This window comes from Pelomonas sp. Root1444 (assembly GCF_001426885.1).
Lineage (GTDB): Bacteria > Pseudomonadota > Gammaproteobacteria > Burkholderiales > Burkholderiaceae_C > Pelomonas.
Map to the genome: position 1 here is coordinate 144,747 of NZ_LMFP01000033.1, position 16,308 is coordinate 161,054.

The 16,308-nt window shown below is 68.6% G+C and carries 21 protein-coding genes; 5 read left to right on the plus strand and 16 right to left on the minus strand.

Annotation, left to right across the window (positions count from 1 at the left end):
* Window positions 1-12: 12 nt before the first annotated feature.
* The 5 genes from ASD35_RS26115 to rpsP form a co-directional block, all read right to left on the minus strand.
* Window positions 13-696: a CoA pyrophosphatase gene (locus tag ASD35_RS26115; RefSeq protein ID WP_056877886.1), complete on the minus strand. Its 684-nt coding sequence runs from the start codon at window positions 694-696 to the stop codon at window positions 13-15.
* Window positions 697-763: 67 nt separating this feature from the next.
* The gene (rplS, locus tag ASD35_RS26120) at window positions 764-1,117 is read right to left on the minus strand and encodes a 50S ribosomal protein L19 (protein WP_056877887.1); all 354 of its coding nucleotides are present in this window, start codon (window positions 1,115-1,117) and stop codon (window positions 764-766) included.
* Window positions 1,118-1,242: 125 nt separating this feature from the next.
* On the minus strand, window positions 1,243-1,983 hold the full coding sequence (gene trmD / locus ASD35_RS26125; RefSeq protein WP_056877888.1) for a tRNA (guanosine(37)-N1)-methyltransferase TrmD: 741 nt from the start codon (window positions 1,981-1,983) through the stop codon (window positions 1,243-1,245).
* Between the two features lie 6 nt (window positions 1,984-1,989).
* On the minus strand, window positions 1,990-2,592 hold the full coding sequence (gene rimM / locus ASD35_RS26130; protein WP_056877889.1) for a ribosome maturation factor RimM: 603 nt from the start codon (window positions 2,590-2,592) through the stop codon (window positions 1,990-1,992).
* The gene (gene rpsP / locus ASD35_RS26135; RefSeq protein ID WP_056877890.1) at window positions 2,592-2,849 is read right to left on the minus strand and encodes a 30S ribosomal protein S16; all 258 of its coding nucleotides are present in this window, start codon (window positions 2,847-2,849) and stop codon (window positions 2,592-2,594) included. The genes rimM and rpsP overlap by 1 nt, the downstream gene beginning before the upstream one ends.
* Before the next feature lie 179 nt (window positions 2,850-3,028).
* Here rpsP and ASD35_RS26140 point away from each other — a divergent pair, with 179 nt between their 5' ends.
* On the plus strand, window positions 3,029-3,577 hold the full coding sequence (locus tag ASD35_RS26140; RefSeq protein ID WP_056877891.1) for a GNAT family N-acetyltransferase: 549 nt from the start codon (window positions 3,029-3,031) through the stop codon (window positions 3,575-3,577).
* Entirely contained in the window at window positions 3,574-4,002 is a 429-nt protein-coding gene (locus ASD35_RS26145; protein ID WP_056877892.1) for a TM2 domain-containing protein, read from the plus strand. Before ASD35_RS26140 ends, ASD35_RS26145 begins: the two co-directional genes overlap by 4 nt.
* On the opposite strand, the gene ASD35_RS26150 is transcribed toward ASD35_RS26145, so the two are convergent.
* The 9 genes from ASD35_RS26150 to murJ form a co-directional block, all read right to left on the minus strand.
* Complete coding sequence (locus ASD35_RS26150) at window positions 3,996-5,006, minus strand: inorganic phosphate transporter (protein ID WP_056877893.1); 1,011 nt, start codon at window positions 5,004-5,006, stop codon at window positions 3,996-3,998. The genes ASD35_RS26145 and ASD35_RS26150 overlap by 7 nt on opposite strands.
* A gap of 11 nt (window positions 5,007-5,017) precedes the next feature.
* Window positions 5,018-5,665, minus strand: coding sequence for a DUF47 domain-containing protein (locus ASD35_RS26155; protein ID WP_056877928.1), 648 nt, complete (start codon window positions 5,663-5,665; stop codon window positions 5,018-5,020).
* Between the two features lie 59 nt (window positions 5,666-5,724).
* Entirely contained in the window at window positions 5,725-6,081 is a 357-nt protein-coding gene (locus tag ASD35_RS26160; RefSeq protein WP_056877894.1) for a DMT family protein, read from the minus strand.
* Between the two features lie 13 nt (window positions 6,082-6,094).
* Entirely contained in the window at window positions 6,095-6,571 is a 477-nt protein-coding gene (folK, locus tag ASD35_RS26165) for a 2-amino-4-hydroxy-6-hydroxymethyldihydropteridine diphosphokinase (protein ID WP_056877895.1), read from the minus strand.
* On the minus strand, window positions 6,568-8,115 hold the full coding sequence (pcnB, locus tag ASD35_RS26170) for a polynucleotide adenylyltransferase PcnB (RefSeq protein WP_056877896.1): 1,548 nt from the start codon (window positions 8,113-8,115) through the stop codon (window positions 6,568-6,570). Before pcnB ends, folK begins: the two co-directional genes overlap by 4 nt.
* Complete coding sequence (locus ASD35_RS26175; protein ID WP_056877897.1) at window positions 8,112-8,780, minus strand: HAD family phosphatase; 669 nt, start codon at window positions 8,778-8,780, stop codon at window positions 8,112-8,114. The genes pcnB and ASD35_RS26175 overlap by 4 nt, the downstream gene beginning before the upstream one ends.
* Window positions 8,777-9,463 carry a DnaA regulatory inactivator Hda gene (hda, locus tag ASD35_RS26180; RefSeq protein WP_056877898.1) on the minus strand — a complete coding sequence of 229 codons (687 nt, stop codon included), beginning with the start codon at window positions 9,461-9,463 and terminating at the stop codon, window positions 8,777-8,779. The genes ASD35_RS26175 and hda overlap by 4 nt, the downstream gene beginning before the upstream one ends.
* 108 nt (window positions 9,464-9,571) lie before the next feature.
* Window positions 9,572-10,429, minus strand: a complete 858-nt coding sequence (locus ASD35_RS26185; RefSeq protein WP_056877899.1) for a SirB1 family protein — start codon at window positions 10,427-10,429, stop codon at window positions 9,572-9,574.
* A gap of 5 nt (window positions 10,430-10,434) precedes the next feature.
* Window positions 10,435-11,997, minus strand: coding sequence for a murein biosynthesis integral membrane protein MurJ (gene murJ, locus ASD35_RS26190; RefSeq protein ID WP_056877900.1), 1,563 nt, complete (start codon window positions 11,995-11,997; stop codon window positions 10,435-10,437).
* 120 nt (window positions 11,998-12,117) lie between these two features.
* Between murJ and rpsT the strand changes: the two genes are divergently transcribed.
* The gene (rpsT, locus tag ASD35_RS26195; RefSeq protein WP_056877901.1) at window positions 12,118-12,414 is read left to right on the plus strand and encodes a 30S ribosomal protein S20; all 297 of its coding nucleotides are present in this window, start codon (window positions 12,118-12,120) and stop codon (window positions 12,412-12,414) included.
* Between the two features lie 141 nt (window positions 12,415-12,555).
* Here rpsT and ASD35_RS26200 read toward each other — a convergent pair whose 3' ends face one another.
* The gene (locus tag ASD35_RS26200; RefSeq protein WP_056877902.1) at window positions 12,556-13,434 is read right to left on the minus strand and encodes an alpha/beta fold hydrolase; all 879 of its coding nucleotides are present in this window, start codon (window positions 13,432-13,434) and stop codon (window positions 12,556-12,558) included.
* Window positions 13,435-13,516: 82 nt separating this feature from the next.
* Window positions 13,517-13,855 carry a DUF3579 domain-containing protein gene (locus ASD35_RS26205; protein ID WP_056877903.1) on the minus strand — a complete coding sequence of 113 codons (339 nt, stop codon included), beginning with the start codon at window positions 13,853-13,855 and terminating at the stop codon, window positions 13,517-13,519.
* A gap of 151 nt (window positions 13,856-14,006) precedes the next feature.
* Between ASD35_RS26205 and ASD35_RS26210 the strand changes: the two genes are divergently transcribed.
* The gene (locus ASD35_RS26210) at window positions 14,007-15,212 is read left to right on the plus strand and encodes an aspartate aminotransferase family protein (protein ID WP_056877904.1); all 1,206 of its coding nucleotides are present in this window, start codon (window positions 14,007-14,009) and stop codon (window positions 15,210-15,212) included.
* Window positions 15,209-16,171 carry an ornithine carbamoyltransferase gene (gene argF, locus ASD35_RS26215; RefSeq protein ID WP_056877905.1) on the plus strand — a complete coding sequence of 321 codons (963 nt, stop codon included), beginning with the start codon at window positions 15,209-15,211 and terminating at the stop codon, window positions 16,169-16,171. The genes ASD35_RS26210 and argF overlap by 4 nt, the downstream gene beginning before the upstream one ends.
* Window positions 16,172-16,308 lie beyond the last annotated feature (137 nt).

A 16,308-nucleotide genomic window follows, 5' to 3' on the forward strand; every position in this document is an offset into this window, starting at 1 on the left:
ATAGTGGCGCGATCAGGCGCCGCTGAGCAGTCGGTAGAGGTTGCGCAACATCGCGGCGGTCGCGCCCCAGATGAAGTACTCGCGCTCGGGACCTTGCCAGGGCATGGACAGGAAGCGCCGCTCGGCGCCGGCGAATTCGAAACGATGGTGGCGGTGGTTCGCCGGATTCATCAGAAAGGCCAGCGGCACCTCGAAGGCCTCGGCGACCTCGATGCTGTCGAGGGTCAGCGTGAAGCCCGGCTCGACCAGCGCGACGACCGGCGTCACCTGGAAGGCCGTCACGGTCGAATAGACCGGCAGCTGGCCGATGACGTCGATGTGACCGCGCGGCAGGCCGATCTCCTCTTCCGTCTCGCGCAGCGCAGTGGCGACGGGGCCGTCGTCCTCGGGCTCGACGCGGCCGCCGGGGAAGCTGATCTGCCCGGCGTGGTCGCGCAGGTGGTCGGTGCGGCGGGTCAGCAGCAACGTCAGGCCTTCGTCGCGCCGCACCAACGGCACGAGGACGGCGGCGCCTGCCGGCTCACGGTCGGCGAAGCGGCCGCCGTCGCCGGCGAACTCGGGCGTCCATGCGGACAGCGCCGCGAGCCGCGCACGGATGGCATCGGCCGTCAGCGCGGCTGCCGGCACCGGGGGCAGGTGATCGTCGACGCCGGTGACCGGAGCGAGTTGGGGTTGGGTGATGGCGGGACGGGTCATGCGAGCGGAAAAACAAAAGCCGCCGAGAGCGTATGCCCTGGCGGCTTCGGCGGTGAGAACCGGCTGATTAAGCCAGCTTCTCCTTGATGCGTGCCGACTTGCCCGAGCGCTGGCGCAGGTAGTACAGCTTGGCACGGCGGACATCGCCGCGGCGCTTGACTTCGATCGAGGCGATCAGCGGGCTGTACAGCTGGAACGTGCGCTCGACGCCTTCGCCGCTGGAGATCTTGCGGACGATGAAGCTGCTGTTCAGGCCACGGTTGCGCTTGGCGATGACGACGCCTTCGTAGGCCTGCACGCGCTTGCGGCTGCCTTCAACGACGTTGACGCTGACGATCACGGTGTCGCCAGGGGCGAAGGCCGGAATGGTCTTGTTCAGCCGAGCAATTTCTTCTTGCTCAAGGGTTTGGATCAGGTTCATCTGTACTCCTGGGATCTTGGCGGGACGCTATTTATGGGGATGTTTGCAGCCGGATGGGTTCCAGCCACTCGACCCGCCAGAGGATCGGACAGCCCGCTAGTGTAGCGGAAGTGTGCGGGTTTTGCCTAGAGCCGGGCCAGGAAGGCCTCGTCGGCCTTGCTGAGCCGCCCGGCCGCCCGGGCCGCGGCAATCAATTCGGGCCGGCGCGCCGCGGTCAGCGCGAGTGAGCGTTCACGGCGCCAGCGCTTGATGTCGGCGTGGTGGCCGGACAGCAGCACGGCCGGCACCTCGCGGCCATCCGGCAGCACCTCGGGGCGGCTGTAGTGGGGGCAGTCCAGCAGGCCGTCCGAGAAGCTGTCCTGCTGGTGGGACTGTGCGTCACCCAGCACGCCGTCCTGCAGCCGGGCCACCGCATCCAGCAGCGCCAGCGCGGGCAGCTCGCCGCCCGACAACACGAAGTCGCCCAGGCTCAGCTCCAGCGTCACATGCCGGTCCAACACGCGCTGGTCTATGCCTTCGTAGCGACCGCAGAGCAGGATGGCACCCGAGCCTGCGGCCAACGCTTGCACGCGTGCCTGGTCGATGCGGGCGCCGGTGGGCGTGAAATGGATGACGGCGGGCGCCGCCTCGCCACGGTCGGCCTGGACGGCGGCCAGCGCCCGCTCCAGCGGCTCGGCCAGCATGACCATGCCGGGGCCGCCGCCATAGGGCCGGTCGTCGACGCGGCGGTAGTTGTCCTCGGCGAAATCGCGCAGCGGCCACAGCCGCACGTCGACCTGGCCGCTCTCGAAGGCGCGCCGGGTGACGCCATGCGTCAAATGCGGCGCGAACAGCTCCGGGAAGATCGTCAGGACGTCGAAGCGCATGCCGCGTCAGTAGTCCAGGCCCCAGTCGACGCGGATCTGCCTGGCTTCCAGGCTCACGTCGTCGACGAAGGCGCCGACGAAGGGAATGAGCTTCTCCTGGTCGGGCTTGGCCGGCTCCTCGATGCCCGGCGGCAGGATGCGCAGCACCGCGTGCGGCCCGGTATCGATGAGGCCTATGACCCGGCCCAGCGCCTGGCCCTCGCGGTTGACGACGTCCAGGCCGATCAGGTCGACCCAGTAGTACTCGCCGTCGCCGGCGCGCGGGAAATCGGCGCGCGAGATCCACAGCTCGAAACCGCGCAGCGCCTCCGCGCCATTGCGGTCATCGATGCCGTCGGCGCTGGCCACGAGGCCCTCGCCGTGCTCGCGCAACGCCAGGATCTTCAGCTCGCGCTGGCCCGCCTTGGGGCCGACGCCCTTCAGGAACCAGCGCTTGGCGGAGAACAGCGCGTCGCCCTGGTTGGAGTAGGCCTGGACCTTGAACCAGCCCTTGACGCCCCAGGCGTCCAGGATGTGGCCGACCTGCACCAGGTCGTCGGGCCAGGCGCTGTCAGAAGCGAAAAACGGCGCCGAAGCGCCGTCTTGCTGAGGCTTGTTGCCGGCGGCCATCAGGCTGCGACGGCGGCCTTCTTGGCATCGCCGACCAGGCGTTCGACCGTGGGCGACAGCTGGGCGCCGACGCCGAGCCAGTAGCTCACACGGTCCTGCTCGACGCGCAGCTTCTCGGCAGCGCCCGAAGCGACGGGGTTGTAGAAGCCGACGCGCTCGATGAAGCGGCCGTCACGGCGCTGGCGGCTGTTGGCCACGACGATGTTGAAGAAGGGACGCTTCTTGGAGCCGCCGCGGGCCAGACGAATCACAACCATGATGTTTCCTAAAAATTGGGCGACCACCGCACGAGGAGACACTCAAGTAGCGAGCAAGTCGAAAGCAGGAACCCCTGCCGGGGACGACACTGTAGATACGCCGCAGCCATCTGCGACCAGCGCCAAACCCAGCATTATAAACTCGGTCGAACCGCCTTGAGTTGCTTCCGAACCGACAGATGTCACAGCCCTCCCCCACCACCCAGCCGTTGACGATCCGCCCGAGCACCGACGCCGACCTGCCCGCCATCCAGGCCATCTATGCCCATGCCGTCACGTACGGCACCGGCACGTTCGAGACCGAAGTGCCCGCCGTCGAGGAGATGGGCCGGCGGCGCCAGGAGGTGCTGGGTCGCCAGCTGCCATGGCTGGTCGCCGAGCGTGGCGGCGAGGTGCTGGGCTACGCCTATGCCAACCACTTCCGCCCCCGCCTCGCCTACCGCTTCTGTGTCGAGGATTCCATCTACCTCGCCCCTGCGGCCCAGGGCCAGGGCGTGGGCCGGCTGCTGCTGGCGGAGCTGATCGCCCGTTGCGAAGCCGCTGGCGCGCGCCAAATGTTGGCCGTCATCGGCGATGCGGCCAACGCGGGCTCGGTGGGCGTGCACACGGCGCTGGGTTTCACGCACACCGGCGTGCTGAAGAGCGCTGGCTGGAAGTTCGGGCGCTGGCTGGATGTCGTGCTGATGCAGCGCACGCTGGGGCTGGGCGACAGCGTCGGCGCGCAATGAGCGCGGGCGCCAAGCACAAGGCCGTCGCGACCTGGCTGGCGCTTCTCCTCGGCGTCTTCGGCCTGCACCGCTTCTACCTGCATGGCTTCAAGGACGGCTGGGCCTGGGCCTTCCCGCTGCCGACGCTGCTGGGCCTGCTGGGCGTGCAGCGCATGGGCCAGCTCGGCCAGGACGACCGCCTGGCCTGGGTGCTGATCCCGCTGCTGGGCATCAGCCTGGTGGCGGCGCTGCTCGGCGGCATCGTTTACGGACTGATGCCCGACGAGCGCTGGAACGACCGCTTCAACGCCGGCCGCCCTGTGTCGGCCGGCGGCTGGCTCGCGGTCATCGGTGTCGTGCTCTGCCTGTTGTTCGGCGGCACGGCGCTGATGGCGACGATCGCCTTCAGCGCGCAACGCTACTTCGAATCGCAGGCGGGTCAGTAGAGGATGAAGCTGACCCAGTAGCAGATGCCGGCCATCAGGGCGGCCGCGGGGATGGTGAAGATCCATGCCCACACGATGCTGCCGGCCACGCCCCAGCGCACGGCCGAGGCGCGCTGCACCGAGCCCACGCCGACGATGGCACCCGTGATGGTGTGCGTCGTCGAGACCGGGATGCCCAGCGCGGTGGCCAGGAAGAGCGTGATGGCGCCGCCGGTCTCGGCACAGAAGCCGCCGACGGGCTTGAGCTTGGTGATGCGCTGACCCATGGTCTGCACGATGCGCCAGCCGCCGAACATCGTGCCCAGGCCGATGGCCACATAGCAGGCGACGATGACCCAGGTAGGCGGCGCATGGTCGCCGACGCTGACCATGCCGGCGGCGATCAGCAGCATCCAGATCAGGCCGATGGTCTTCTGCGCATCGTTGCCACCATGGCCCAGGCTGTACAGCCCTGCCGAGACGAGCTGCAGCCGCCGGAACCAGCGGTCGATGCGAAGCGGCGACTTGTGCCTGCATACCCAGGACACGATGACCATCATCAGCGAGCCCAGCAGGTAGCCGAGCAGCGGCGAGATGACGATGAAGGCGACGGTCTTCCAGATGCCAGCCGCGACCAGCGCGTCAGGGCCGGCCTTGGCGACCACGGCTCCGGCGATGCCGCCGATCAGCGCATGCGAGGAGCTCGAGGGGATGCCCCACCACCAGGTGATGAAGTTCCATGTGATGGCGCCGCACAGCGCGCCGAAGACGACATGGTGGTCGACGATGCCGGGCTCGACGATGCCCTTGCCGATGGTTGCGGCCACCTTGAGCTGGAAGAACGCGATGGCCAGCACGTTGAAGAAGGCGGCGAACAGCACGGCCTGCTGGGGCTTGAGCACGCCGGTGGAGACGACGGTGGCGATGGAGTTGGCCGCGTCATGGAAGCCGTTCATGAAGTCGAACAGCAGGGCCAGCACGACGAGCAAGGCCACCACCCAGAAGGCGATCTCTGCGGTTGCCATGTCAGCGGCGATCAGGAGTTCTCGAGGACGATGCCCTCGATCAGATTGGCCACGTCCTCGCAGCGGTCGGAGATGGATTCCAGCTGTTCGTAGATCGCCTTGAGCTTGATCAGCTCGCGCACGTCCGCCTCCTCGCGGAACAGGCGCGACATCGCCGAGCGCATGACGCGGTCGGCGTCGGACTCCAGGCGGTCGATCTCCTCGCAGGTCTTGATCGCGGCCTCGGTCGTCGCGGGCTTGCTGAGGTTGGGCAGCAGCGTGACGGCATGCTGCACGCGCTCGCAGCAGCGCACCGACAGCGTGGCCAGTTGCAGCACCTGCTCGGGCACGGCGCGCACGTCGTAAAGGGACAGCGTCTCCGACGAGTCCTGCAACAGGTCGAGGATGTCGTCCATCGCGTTGATCAGGCTGTGGATCTGCTCGCGATCGATGGGCGTGATGAAGGTGCGGTGCAGCAGCCGGTTCACTTCGGCGGTGACGCGGTCGGCAGCATGCTCGGCCTTGTCCACGGCGTCGGCGTACTGTTGGCGCAGCGCCGGGTCGTTGTAGTTCTCGATCATCTTGAGGAACGCGCGCGCGCCTTCCGCGATGAAGCCCCCGTGCTCATTGAACAGCTCAAAAAAATTGCCCTCACGGGGCAGCAGCTTGCCAAACAGCATGGCCATCCTTGGATTTCTTGAAGGCGCGGAGTTTAGCGGGGGCGGTCACACGGCCATCATCAAGCCGACCTGAAGATGAAGTAGACGGCGCCCATCAGGCACAGGCCGGCCCACAGGAAATCCAGCTTCAGCGGCTCGCCCATGTAGTACAGGCTGAAGGGCACGAACACCGCCAGCGTGATGACCTCCTGCGTGATCTTGAGCTGCGCCAGCGAGAAGCCTGCCCCGTGGCCGATGCGGTTGGCCGGCACCTGCAGCAGGTACTCGAACAGCGCGATGCCCCAGCTGATGAGCGCGGCGATCCACCACGGCTTGCTCGCCAGGCCCTTGAGATGGCCGTACCAGGCGAAGGTCATGAAGACGTTGGACAGCAGCAGCAGGCCCACGGTCTGCCAACCGGCGAGGGTCGAAAACATCGTTGAAGCTCCGTTAAAGAGACAGCGGCCCGAGGCGCTCGATGCGCTGGGCCTGCCAGCCGTCGGCCGCCGCCAGATGGGACAGCTCGGGCGCGATCTCCAGCAGCGGCCGCAGCACGAAGGCGCGCTCGCCGAGCCGGGGGTGGGGCAGCGTCAGCCGCGGGGTGTCCAGCGTCAGCTCGCCGTACAGCAGCAGGTCCAGGTCCAGCGTGCGCGGCGCATGCCTGTAGGGACGCTCGCGCCCCTGCGCCAGCTCGATGGCTTGCAGCGCGTCCAGCAGGTCAAGGGGCGCGAGGGCCGTGTCCAGCGCCGCGACGGCGTTCAGGAAGTCCGGCCCGTCAGCGTCCACCGGCGCACTGCGCCAGGCGCTGGACAGCGCGGCCATGCGCGTGTCCGGCAGCGCCGCCAGGCTCAGTGCCGCCTGCGTGAGAGCGGCCCAAAGGTCAGCGCCGAGGTTGGCGCCCAGGCCGATGTAGGCGCGCGAACTCACTCGGCACTGGGTGCCGCCGGCGCGGCGCCTTCACCGCCCGCGGCGGGCTTGCGGCGCCGGCGGCGGCGCTTCTTGGCCGGCGCGTCAGCGGCGGCGGAGGCCTCGTCGGCTTCCTCGCCGGCCGGTGGCGCGTCCGGGCGGGGCGCGCGCACCACGCGCGGCTGCTTCTGCTGGCTGGCGCGGGCGTCGGCCAGCAGGGCCTGGCGGTCGTCGTCGCTGCCGAGGGCGAAGTCCTCCCACCAGTCGGCCAGCGCCGGGTCGATCTCGCCGACGTCGGCGCGCAGGCGCAGGAAGTCGAAGCCGGCGCGGTAGCGGGGCTGCTCGATGAGCGTGAAGACGCCGGAGCCGGTGCGGCGCTCGAAGCGGGTCTGCATCATCCAGATCTCGCGCATGTCGGCAGCCAGCTTGCCGCGGCCGGAGATGTCGCCGATGCGGGCGTCGAAGACGGCGTCGATGGCCTGGGCCAGCGCCGGCACGGCCGGCTCGCCGCCGTCGCGGATCTTGGTCCAGCGGTCCAGCACCTCATACCAGAGCATGCAGGCCAGCATGAAGCTGGGGCTGACGCCGCGGCCTTCCTGCACACGGCGGTCGGTGTCCTCGAAGGCCATGCGCACGAAGTTGCCGCGGACGCCTTCGTGCAGATCGCCGGTCTCGGTCAGCATCGCGTCCAGCACGGCGAACACGCCGCGGGCGAGGCCGAGCTTCTTCAACTGCGCGATGCTGGCCAGCGAATGGCCGGTCTGCAGCAGCTTGATCATCTCGTCGAACAGGCGCGAGGCCGGCACGTTGGCCAGCAGCGCCGACGAGGCCTTGACCGGGGCGAGCGTCTTGGGCTCCAGCTCGAAGCCGAGCTTGGCTGCGAAGCGCACGGCGCGGATGATGCGGACCGGGTCCTCGCGGTAGCGGGTCCCGGGGTCGCCGATCATGCGCAGCACCTTGGCCTTGGCGTCGGCCAGGCCGCCGTGATAGTCGACGACGAGGCGGCGCACCGGGTCGTAGTACATCGCGTTGACCGTGAAGTCGCGGCGCGCGGCATCCTCGATCTGCGGGCCCCAGACGTTGTCGCGCAGCACGCGGCCGCTGGCGTCCACGGCGTGCGACTTGCCTTCCAGTTCGCTCTTGGCCGTCTTCTCGTTGCCACCGACGGCTTCCGATTCGGTCGGCAGCGCGCGGAAGGTCGAGACCTCGATGACCTCGTGCTCCCGGCCGCGGCCGTAGACGACGTGGACGATGCGAAAGCGCCGGCCGATGATGAAGGCGCGGCGGAACAGGCCCTTGACCTGCTCGGGCGTCGCGTTGGTGGCGACGTCGAAGTCCTTGGGCCGCATGCCCAGCAGCAGGTCGCGCACCGCGCCGCCGACGATGTAGGCCTCGAAACCGGCGTCGGTCAGCGTCTTGACGACCTTGACGGCTCGCTCATCGAGCAGGTCGGGGTTGATACCGTGGACCTCCGCCGGCACCTCCACGCGCTTGCCCAACGGCGTCGTCTTGGGCGCCGCAGGCGTGGACTTGCTGAACAGTTTGTCGATGAACTTCTTGATCATGCGAAGAGTTGGAGCTGGGGCCAGCCGCGTTCGGCGGCGATCAGCGCGAGCGACGGGCTGGGATTCGTCGCCACCGGATGGCTGACGCGTTCGAGCAGGGGCAAATCGTTGGTCGAGTCGCTGTAGAAGGTCACGCGCCCGAAATCGCGCCATTGTGCCCCCAGGCCCTGCAGCCAGCCCTCGACGCGCGCGATCTTGCCATCACGGAAGCTCGGCACGCCATGGATGGCGCCGGTGTATCGGCCCTGCGCATCGCGCGCCAGTTGCACGGCAATGAGGTGCTCGATGCCGAAGGCCGTGGCGATGGGCGCGGTGACGAATTCGTTGGTGGCGGTGACGAGCGCGATCAGGTCGCCCGCCGCGCGGTGCTGCTCGACCAAGGCGACCGCCTCGGGCCGCAGCGCGGGTTTCATGACCTCGGCCATGAAGCGCTCGCGCATCGCCAGCGCCTCGGCCAGCGGCCGGCTGCGCCAGGCCGACGTGGCGAACTCGACATAGGCCGGCAGGTCCAGGGTGCCGGCGTTGTACTGGGCGAAGAATTCGTCATTCCTCGCCCCCCAGACCGCGCCGTCGACCCATCCGACGTCGACCATGAAGCTGCCGAAGGCGTGATCCGAATCCACCGGGATCAGCGTCCCGTCCAAGTCAAACAGCGTCAGATTCATAAAGTGGGGTTAGAGTCGATTTTCTCGTCGGCCAACATGGCCTTGAGCAGCGGCAGCGTCAGCGCCCGTTTGCTGGCCAGCGCGAATTCATCCAGGCGTTCGAGCAGCGCCATCAAGCCCTTGAGATTGCGCTCGAAGCGCGTCAGCAGGTAGCCCAGCACCTCGTCCCCCAGCAGCAGGCCACGGCGGTCGGCCTCGCGGCGCAGCACCGCGCGCATCTCGGCCTCGCGCAGCGGCGCCAGCGCGAAGCTCGGCCCCCAGCCCAGGCGCGTGCGCAGGTCCTCGCGCACGGGCAGATCGACGGCGGGCATATCGGCCGTCGCGACGACGGTGTAACCCTGCCCTGCCGATGCGACGAAAAGCGCGAAGGCGGCGTGCTGCTGGCCGGCGTCGAAACGCTGGCAGTCGTCCAGCAGCAGCAGGCTCTCGTGTGCCGGGAGCTCCCACGGCAAGGCGGTGTCGGCGTCGTACCAGGCGACGCGCTGGCCGGCCGCCTGCCAGCGCTCGGCGAGCGCCTGCAGCAGATGGGTCTTGCCCGAGCCGGTCGGCCCCCACAGCAGCACCGGCGGGTCGCCAGGCATCAGGCCAGACAGGTAGGCCAGCGCCTCGGCGTTGTCGCCGGGCAGGAAGTTGTCGAAGCTGCGCGCCGGCGGCGCCAGCAGGGCAAGCGGGATCTGCCTCATCAACGGAACGGCGAACCAGCGCGGCGGGCACGGCGCAGGACGCTGGCGATGCGTGGGTGCGGCGTGGCGGGGTTCATCATGAGTGGGCGGGCGCGAGGGCGCGGATTGTCACTGAAGCGGCGGCGAGCGCTGCCCCAGCAGCACGGAGAGGCGGGCACGCAGTTCAGCGGCGTCCGGCGCGTTGCCGCACTCGGCAAGGTAGAAGGCCAGATCCTCGGCCGCTGCTGCGCCAGCACCGAGCGCGTCCAGCACCAGGCCGCGGTCGCGCCGCTCGACGGCATCGCCGGGCAGCAGCACGACCAGGCGCTGCTGCACGGCCAGCAGGCGCGGCCAGTCGCGCGCGGCGCGGTGCACTTCCTTCAGGTTGCGCAGCATGCGGGCCAGGATCTGGCGCTTCGTGGCGGCGCGCAGGAAAAACTCCAGCGGCAGCTCCAGGTCGGCGGGCAGTTCGCTGCCATGGCGGTAGACAGACAGGCGCTCGTCGAGCCGCGCGGCGGACAGCGCCTCGCCGGTGAAAGGATCGATGACGACCTCACCCAGGCCAATGCGGCACTTGACGAGGAAGTGCCCCGGGAACGCCACGCCCGCGGCGCGCAGGCCGGCTTGCTCGGCCAGCTCCAGCAGCAGCACCGCCAGCGTGATGGGGATGCCGCGGCGCGTCTCCAGCACGCGGTGGACGTAGCTGTTGTCCGCGGCGTAGTAGTTGTTCAGGTTGCCGGCGAAACCCAGCTCGCCATGGAAGAAACGCGTCAGCAGGCGCAGCCGCTCGGCCGGCGCCATCTCGGGCGTGATGCGCTCGCGCAGCCGATGCGCCAGGCCATCCACCTCCGCCAGCACCGCCTGCACATCCAGCCGCGGATGTTCGTCCTGGGCGAGGCTGATGGCGGCCTCGATCAGATTGAGGCTGTCCTCCTCCGCCACCAGCGTGGCGAAGTGGTCGATCGGGGTCGGCAGCGCGTACTTCATCGACCTCAACTCGGCCGGCCCAATGCCCGTGGCCGCATGCCAACCAGCAGCAGCACGCCGAAATAGACGATCGCGCTGGCGCCCAGGCTGGCCGCCATGACCAGGGCGCGCTGGAGCTCATGCACGCCGAGGGCGATCCAGTCCAGCCGCGTCGCGAGCTGCCACTGCAGCAGCCCCATGGCGGCGCAGCCCAGTGCCACGCGCAGCCCGAAGGACAGCCAGCCCGGCTCGGCGCGGTAGCTGCCAAGCTTCTTCAGCCCCCACAGCAGCCAGCTGGCATTGACCAGCGCGCCCAGGCCGATGGACAGCGCCAAGCCGGCCACGCCGATCCACGGCACGAAGACGAGGTTGAAGCACTGCGTCAGCACCAGCACGGCGACGGCGATCTTGGCCGGCGTGCCGGTGTCCTGGCGCGCATAGAAGCCCGGCGCCAGCACCTTGATGGCGATCAGGCCCAGCAAACCGATGCCCCACCCCATCACGGACTGCGCGGTGTGGGCGACGTCGGAAGGCAGGAACTTGCCGCGGTGGTAGAGCACCGCCGTCAACGGCTCCGCGAAGACCAGCAACGCCACTGCGCACGGCAGCGCCAGCAGCGTCACCATGCGCAGGCCCCAGTCCAGCAGGCGGCTGTAGCGCTCGCTTTCTCCCGACGCCTGGGCGGCCGACAGCTGCGGCGTCAGCACAGCGGACAGCGCCACGCCGAGCAGGCCGATCGGGAATTCCATCAGCCGGTCCGCATAGTTGAGCCATGAGGTCGCGCCTTCGGCGAGGTGGCTGGAAATCTGCGTGTTGATCATCAGCGACAGCTGGGACACGCCGACGCCCAGCAGCGCCGGGCCCATCTGCGTCAGCACGCGGCCGACGCCGGGGTGAGCCTGGGATTCGCGCAAGCCGCGCCAGCTCAGGCGCATGCGCGGCACCGCGCCGATGGCCCGCAACGCCGGCCACTGCACCAGCAGCTGCAGCACGCCACCCAGCATGACGCCGAAGGCCATCGCGTAAATGCCGGGATAGCCGGCGCGTTCCAGCGGGCCGGCCAGCGCCCAGCCGACGGCGATGACGCTCAGATTCAGCAGCACCGGCGTGGCCGCCGGCACGACGAAGCGCCGCCAGGTGTTCAGGATGCCGGCGGACAGCGCCACCAGCGACATGCAGCCGATGTAGGGGAACATGTAGCGCGTCATGACGACCGAGGCGTCGAAGGCCTCATCCGGCAGGCCGGAGCCCAGCAGCCAGACCAGCAGCGGTGCCGCGACGATGCCGATCAGCGAGGTCGCGACCAATGCCCACAGCAGCACGGTGGCAACGGCGTCGATGAGGCGCCGCGTAGCCGCCTCGCCCTCGGTGGCCCGGGTGGCCGCCAGCAGCGGCACGAAGGCCTGGGAAAACGCGCCCTCGGCAAACAGCCGGCGCAACAGGTTCGGTATCCGGAAAGCGACCAGGAAGGCATCCGTCATCGCCGTGGCACCGAAAAGCCCGGCCACCATGGTTTCGCGGACGAGGCCGGTGATGCGCGAGGTCAGGGTCAGCAGGGATATGGTCGACGCAGCGCGCAGCAGATTCATGGGGGCGGATTATCTGTGTCGCGCGCAGCAGCTCCTGGATATTGAATGTCAAGCGCTTGGCTTTGACCTGGTTTTCGGGCTATACTCGCTGTCTTTGCACCAACTGGGTATAGATACAGCATGGCAACCAGCTCCAAAGCCAAGAAGAAGACGGTTCGCCTGGCATCGGGCCGCAAACGCGCCCGCCAGGACGTCAAGCTCAACGCCGCCAACACGGCACTGCGCTCCAAATTCCGTACGGTCATCAAGAACGTGCAAAAGGCCGTGGTCGCGGGCGACAAGTCCAAGGCTGCCGACCTGTTCAAGACGGCCCAGGCTGTCATCGACTCGGTCGCTGACAAGGGCATCTTCCACAAGAACAAGGCCGCTCGCCACAAGAGCCGCCTGTCCGCCAAGATCAAGGCGCTCGCCGCCTGATTAAGAACCCAGCTCTGGTGCAAGGCAGAAGGCCCGCGAAAGCGGGCCTTCTGCTTTTCGGCGGCGCATTGCGCGCCGAGCGTCGGGCCGCCCCACTCGGCCGCCGCGTTCAGCGCCGCGGGCACGAGCGGGCGGCAACGCTCAATGCCACTCCCCCGGCTCCACACCCTGGATGCTGCGGTCCCGCAACCACTCCGCCACGGCGCGCGCCACCCATTGCGGATCATCCAGCGGCAGGTCGTGCCCCGCCTTGGTATGCAGGCGCAGCGGCGCGCCCCAGGCGCGGCTGATGGCCTGCGAACAGCGCCAGTCGACGAGGCCGTCAGCCTTGCTGCACAGCAGCAGCATCGGCGCGGCCGGGCGGGTGCGACTGGCGCGGTAGCGCACGCTGGCCAGCAGCTGGCGCGCGGTGTTGCGCACGCCCAGCGGGTGCTGGCGCTGCAGTTCCACCCAACGATCGATGACGGCCTGGGGTGGCGTCAGACGGGTCGTCAGGCTCAGCACACGCTCCTCGCGCATGCGGGCACTGAAGCGACTCAGCGACAACAGCAGCAAGCCCAGGTAATTCAGCGGCCGCGGCTTGCGAAAGAGCTCGCTGAAGGGGCGCAGGCTGGGATTGATCAGCACGCCCGCCTCGACTTCGTTGGGATGCCGGTTGGCCCAGTCGGCCAGCACCGCGGCGCCCAGCGACATGCCTACCAGCGACACGGCGCCTGTGACGCCGCGGCGCCGCAATTCGGCGCGACAAGCGTCGACGATGGCCGACACCTGGGTCGGGCTCGATTCGCGGCGCAACGCGCCAGTGCCCGGCAGGTCCAGCAGCAGCAGTTGTGAGCCTGGCTGCTGCAGCCGCAACTCGCGCAACAGATGCTCGGGAAAGACGCCCCAATGGCCGCTTTCGCGCGACAGGCCGCGCAGCAGCACCCACACCGACCCATGGCCGGCCGGGCGCTCCGCCTGCCCCACGGCAGACGCAGCGCGGAACGGATCGGCGGCGGTTGAAGCGGCGCTGAGGCTCATCGGCATTGTTTCCAAACGTTGCCGCGAGGATAACGGTGCCCCGTCAGGGCGTCGCTCGGGAATGTCGCTAAGACGGCGGACGTCAAGCGCCCGGTTTGGCACCGGGGTCGTCGGGCAGCAAGCACGCTTCCGCGACCTGCAGGTTGTTGTCACGCGCGAAATTCATGACGAAGTCCCAGGCCATCGGCTCGAGGCGCCTGAGCTCCTCGTTGACGACCACGCACTTCACCCCGTTGATGACGGTGGGCACGCAAAGCGGTGAATAGCCGATGTAGGCGCCGATGCCGCCACGCGCGCCGCCGGGGCGAAAGCAGGACATCGCACCGGCCAGCCGCTCGGCCCAATCGCTCGGCCGGAAGGTTTTGCCATCCAGGGTGAGACCTTGGATGAAGACTTCGCGCGGCGGAGGGGCAACGGTCATGGACTAACGGGCTTCGCGGGTACAGCGGGGCGCCGCTGTCAAAGACCGCTATTGTGCCTCGGCGACCGCGCATCTGCTGCGCCGCAGCAAACGTCTTGCCGTGGACTCTAGAATCAAAAGTCCACTTTTCCTCCATCCAATCGGAGACCCGATGAACGCTGATCCGCTCCCGTCCGACGCCCATGTGATGCCGACCTACGGCCGCCTGCCCGTTGCGCTTTCGCACGGCCAGGGCTGCTGGGTCTGGGACACGCAGGGCCGACGACTGCTGGACGGGCTGGGCGGCATCGCGGTCAACACGCTGGGGCACAACCATCCGCGCCTGGTGCCGGCGCTGCAGGAGCAGATCGCCAAGCTGATCCACACGAGCAACTACTACCAGTCGCCGCTGCAGGCGCAACTGGCCACCAAGCTCTGTGAGATTTCGGGCTTGGCGAATGTCTTCTTCTGCAACAGCGGACTCGAGGCCAACGAGGCGGCGCTGAAGATCGCCCGCAAGTTCGGCCATGACCGCGGCAACACCGCGCCGGAGATCCTGGTCTTCGAGGGCGCCTTCCACGGCCGCTCCATCGCCACGCTGTCGGCCACGGCCAACCCCAAGATCCAGGCCGGCTTCGGACCGCTGGTGCCCGGCTTCGTGCGCGTGCCACTGAACGACATCGCCGCCGTTGAGGCCGCCGTGGCCGCCCATCCCAACCTCACGGCCATCTTCCTGGAGACCATCCAGGGCGAAGGCGGCATCAACCCGACGCGCATCGAGTTCCTGCAGGCGCTGCGCCGCATCTGCGACGAACGCGACCTGCTGCTGATGCTGGACGAAGTGCAGTGCGGCGTCGGCCGCACTGGCAAATGGTTCGCGCACCAGTGGGCCGGCATCAAGCCCGACGTCATGCCGCTGGCCAAGGGCCTGGGCTCCGGCGTGCCCATCGGCGCCGTCGTCTGCGGCCCGCGCGCGGCCGGCGTGCTGAAGGCCGGCAACCACGGCACCACCTTCGGCGGCAACCCGCTGGCGATGCGCGCCGGCATCGAGACGCTCACCATCATGGAAGAGGATGGCCTGCTGGCCAATGCCGAGGCGGTCGGCGCAACGCTGCGCGGCGCGCTGGCCGACGGCCTGGCCGGCGAGCAAGGCGTCGTCGAGATCCGCGGCCAGGGCCTGATGCTGGGCATCGAACTCGATCGCCCCGCCGGCGTGCTGCTGACGCAGAGCCTGGATGCCGGCCTCTTGATCAGCGTGACGGCAGACCGCGTCGTGCGCCTGCTGCCGCCGCTGATCCTCACGCACGACGAGGCGCGCGAGATCGCGGCGCGCCTCGTGCCGCTGATCAAGGCGCTGCTCGCGCAGCCCAAGCCATGAAGCCGGGGAACGGACTGATGCGCCACTATCTCCAGTTCAAAGACCTGCGCGCCGAGGAATACGCCCACCTGTTCGACCGCGCCGCCACCATCAAGCGCCGCTTCAAGAACTACGAGAAATACCAGCCGCTGCAGGACCGCACGCTGGCCATGATCTTCGAGAAGGCCAGCACGCGCACGCGTGTCAGCTTCGAGGCGGGCATGTACCAGATGGGCGGGTCGGTCGTGCACCTGACCACCGGCGACAGCCAACTGGGCCGCGCCGAACCGGTCGAGGACTCCGCGCGCGTCATCAGCCGCATGGTCGACATCGTCATGATCCGCACCTACGAGCAGAGCAAGCTCGAGCGCTTCGCGGCGCATTCGCGCGTGCCGGTGATCAACGGCCTGACCAACGAGTACCACCCCTGCCAGATCCTGGCCGACCTGTTCACCTTCATCGAGAACCGCGGCATGGACCGCCGTGGCGCCATCGACATGGACTGCCTCAAGGGCCGTGTGGTGGCCTGGGTCGGTGACGGCAACAACATGGCCAACACCTGGCTGCAGGCGGCGGAGATCCTCGGCTTCACGGTGCACGTCAGCACGCCCAGCGGATACGAGGTGGACCCCGTCGTGGCCGGCGTGAAGAACGCCGGCTGCTACAAGGTCTTCAAGGACCCGCGGGAGGCCTGCGTCGCCGCCGACCTCGTCACCACCGACGTCTGGACCAGCATGGGCTATGAGGCCGAGAACGAGGCCCGCAAGGCGGCGTTCACGGACTGGTGCGTGGACCGCGACATGATGGCCCGCGCCAAGCCCGACGCGCTGTTCATGCACTGCCTGCCCGCGCACCGCGGCGAGGAGGTAGCGGCGGACGTCATCGACGGGCCGCAGTCGGTGGTCTGGGACGAGGCTGAAAACAGAATGCACGTGCAGAAGGCACTCATGGAGTACCTTCTGCTCGGCCGGATCGGCTGAAAGCCGGCACCGGTGGCCCGTGAGGGCCAGCATGCGATCGCGGGAGAGCCGCACGGCTGACGCTTCACTTCACCAGCACGGGCCGGCCGCTTGCAGCCGGCCTTTTTCTTGGCGCCATGCGATGGACCGAGCGTCGT

What these genes read in the sequence shown, in the direction of transcription:
- ASD35_RS26115 (WP_056877886.1), bottom strand. Translation starts at nt 696, where the DNA reads ATGACCCGTCCCGCCATCACCCAACCCCAACTCGCTCCGGTCACCGGC.
- rplS (WP_056877887.1), bottom strand. Translation starts at nt 1,117, where the DNA reads ATGAACCTGATCCAAACCCTTGAGCAAGAAGAAATTGCTCGGCTGAAC.
- trmD (WP_056877888.1), bottom strand. Translation starts at nt 1,983, where the DNA reads ATGCGCTTCGACGTCCTGACGATCTTCCCGGAGCTGTTCGCGCCGCAT.
- rimM (WP_056877889.1), bottom strand. Translation starts at nt 2,592, where the DNA reads ATGGCCGCCGGCAACAAGCCTCAGCAAGACGGCGCTTCGGCGCCGTTT.
- rpsP (WP_056877890.1), bottom strand. Translation starts at nt 2,849, where the DNA reads ATGGTTGTGATTCGTCTGGCCCGCGGCGGCTCCAAGAAGCGTCCCTTC.
- ASD35_RS26140 (WP_056877891.1), top strand. Translation starts at nt 3,029, where the DNA reads ATGTCACAGCCCTCCCCCACCACCCAGCCGTTGACGATCCGCCCGAGC.
- ASD35_RS26145 (WP_056877892.1), top strand. Translation starts at nt 3,574, where the DNA reads ATGAGCGCGGGCGCCAAGCACAAGGCCGTCGCGACCTGGCTGGCGCTT.
- ASD35_RS26150 (WP_056877893.1), bottom strand. Translation starts at nt 5,006, where the DNA reads ATGGCAACCGCAGAGATCGCCTTCTGGGTGGTGGCCTTGCTCGTCGTG.
- ASD35_RS26155 (WP_056877928.1), bottom strand. Translation starts at nt 5,665, where the DNA reads ATGCTGTTTGGCAAGCTGCTGCCCCGTGAGGGCAATTTTTTTGAGCTG.
- ASD35_RS26160 (WP_056877894.1), bottom strand. Translation starts at nt 6,081, where the DNA reads ATGTTTTCGACCCTCGCCGGTTGGCAGACCGTGGGCCTGCTGCTGCTG.
- pcnB (WP_056877896.1), bottom strand. Translation starts at nt 8,115, where the DNA reads ATGATCAAGAAGTTCATCGACAAACTGTTCAGCAAGTCCACGCCTGCG.
- ASD35_RS26175 (WP_056877897.1), bottom strand. Translation starts at nt 8,780, where the DNA reads ATGAATCTGACGCTGTTTGACTTGGACGGGACGCTGATCCCGGTGGAT.
- hda (WP_056877898.1), bottom strand. Translation starts at nt 9,463, where the DNA reads ATGAGGCAGATCCCGCTTGCCCTGCTGGCGCCGCCGGCGCGCAGCTTC.
- ASD35_RS26185 (WP_056877899.1), bottom strand. Translation starts at nt 10,429, where the DNA reads ATGAAGTACGCGCTGCCGACCCCGATCGACCACTTCGCCACGCTGGTG.
- murJ (WP_056877900.1), bottom strand. Translation starts at nt 11,997, where the DNA reads ATGAATCTGCTGCGCGCTGCGTCGACCATATCCCTGCTGACCCTGACC.
- rpsT (WP_056877901.1), top strand. Translation starts at nt 12,118, where the DNA reads ATGGCAACCAGCTCCAAAGCCAAGAAGAAGACGGTTCGCCTGGCATCG.
- ASD35_RS26200 (WP_056877902.1), bottom strand. Translation starts at nt 13,434, where the DNA reads ATGAGCCTCAGCGCCGCTTCAACCGCCGCCGATCCGTTCCGCGCTGCG.
- ASD35_RS26205 (WP_056877903.1), bottom strand. Translation starts at nt 13,855, where the DNA reads ATGACCGTTGCCCCTCCGCCGCGCGAAGTCTTCATCCAAGGTCTCACC.
- ASD35_RS26210 (WP_056877904.1), top strand. Translation starts at nt 14,007, where the DNA reads ATGAACGCTGATCCGCTCCCGTCCGACGCCCATGTGATGCCGACCTAC.
- argF (WP_056877905.1), top strand. Translation starts at nt 15,209, where the DNA reads ATGAAGCCGGGGAACGGACTGATGCGCCACTATCTCCAGTTCAAAGAC.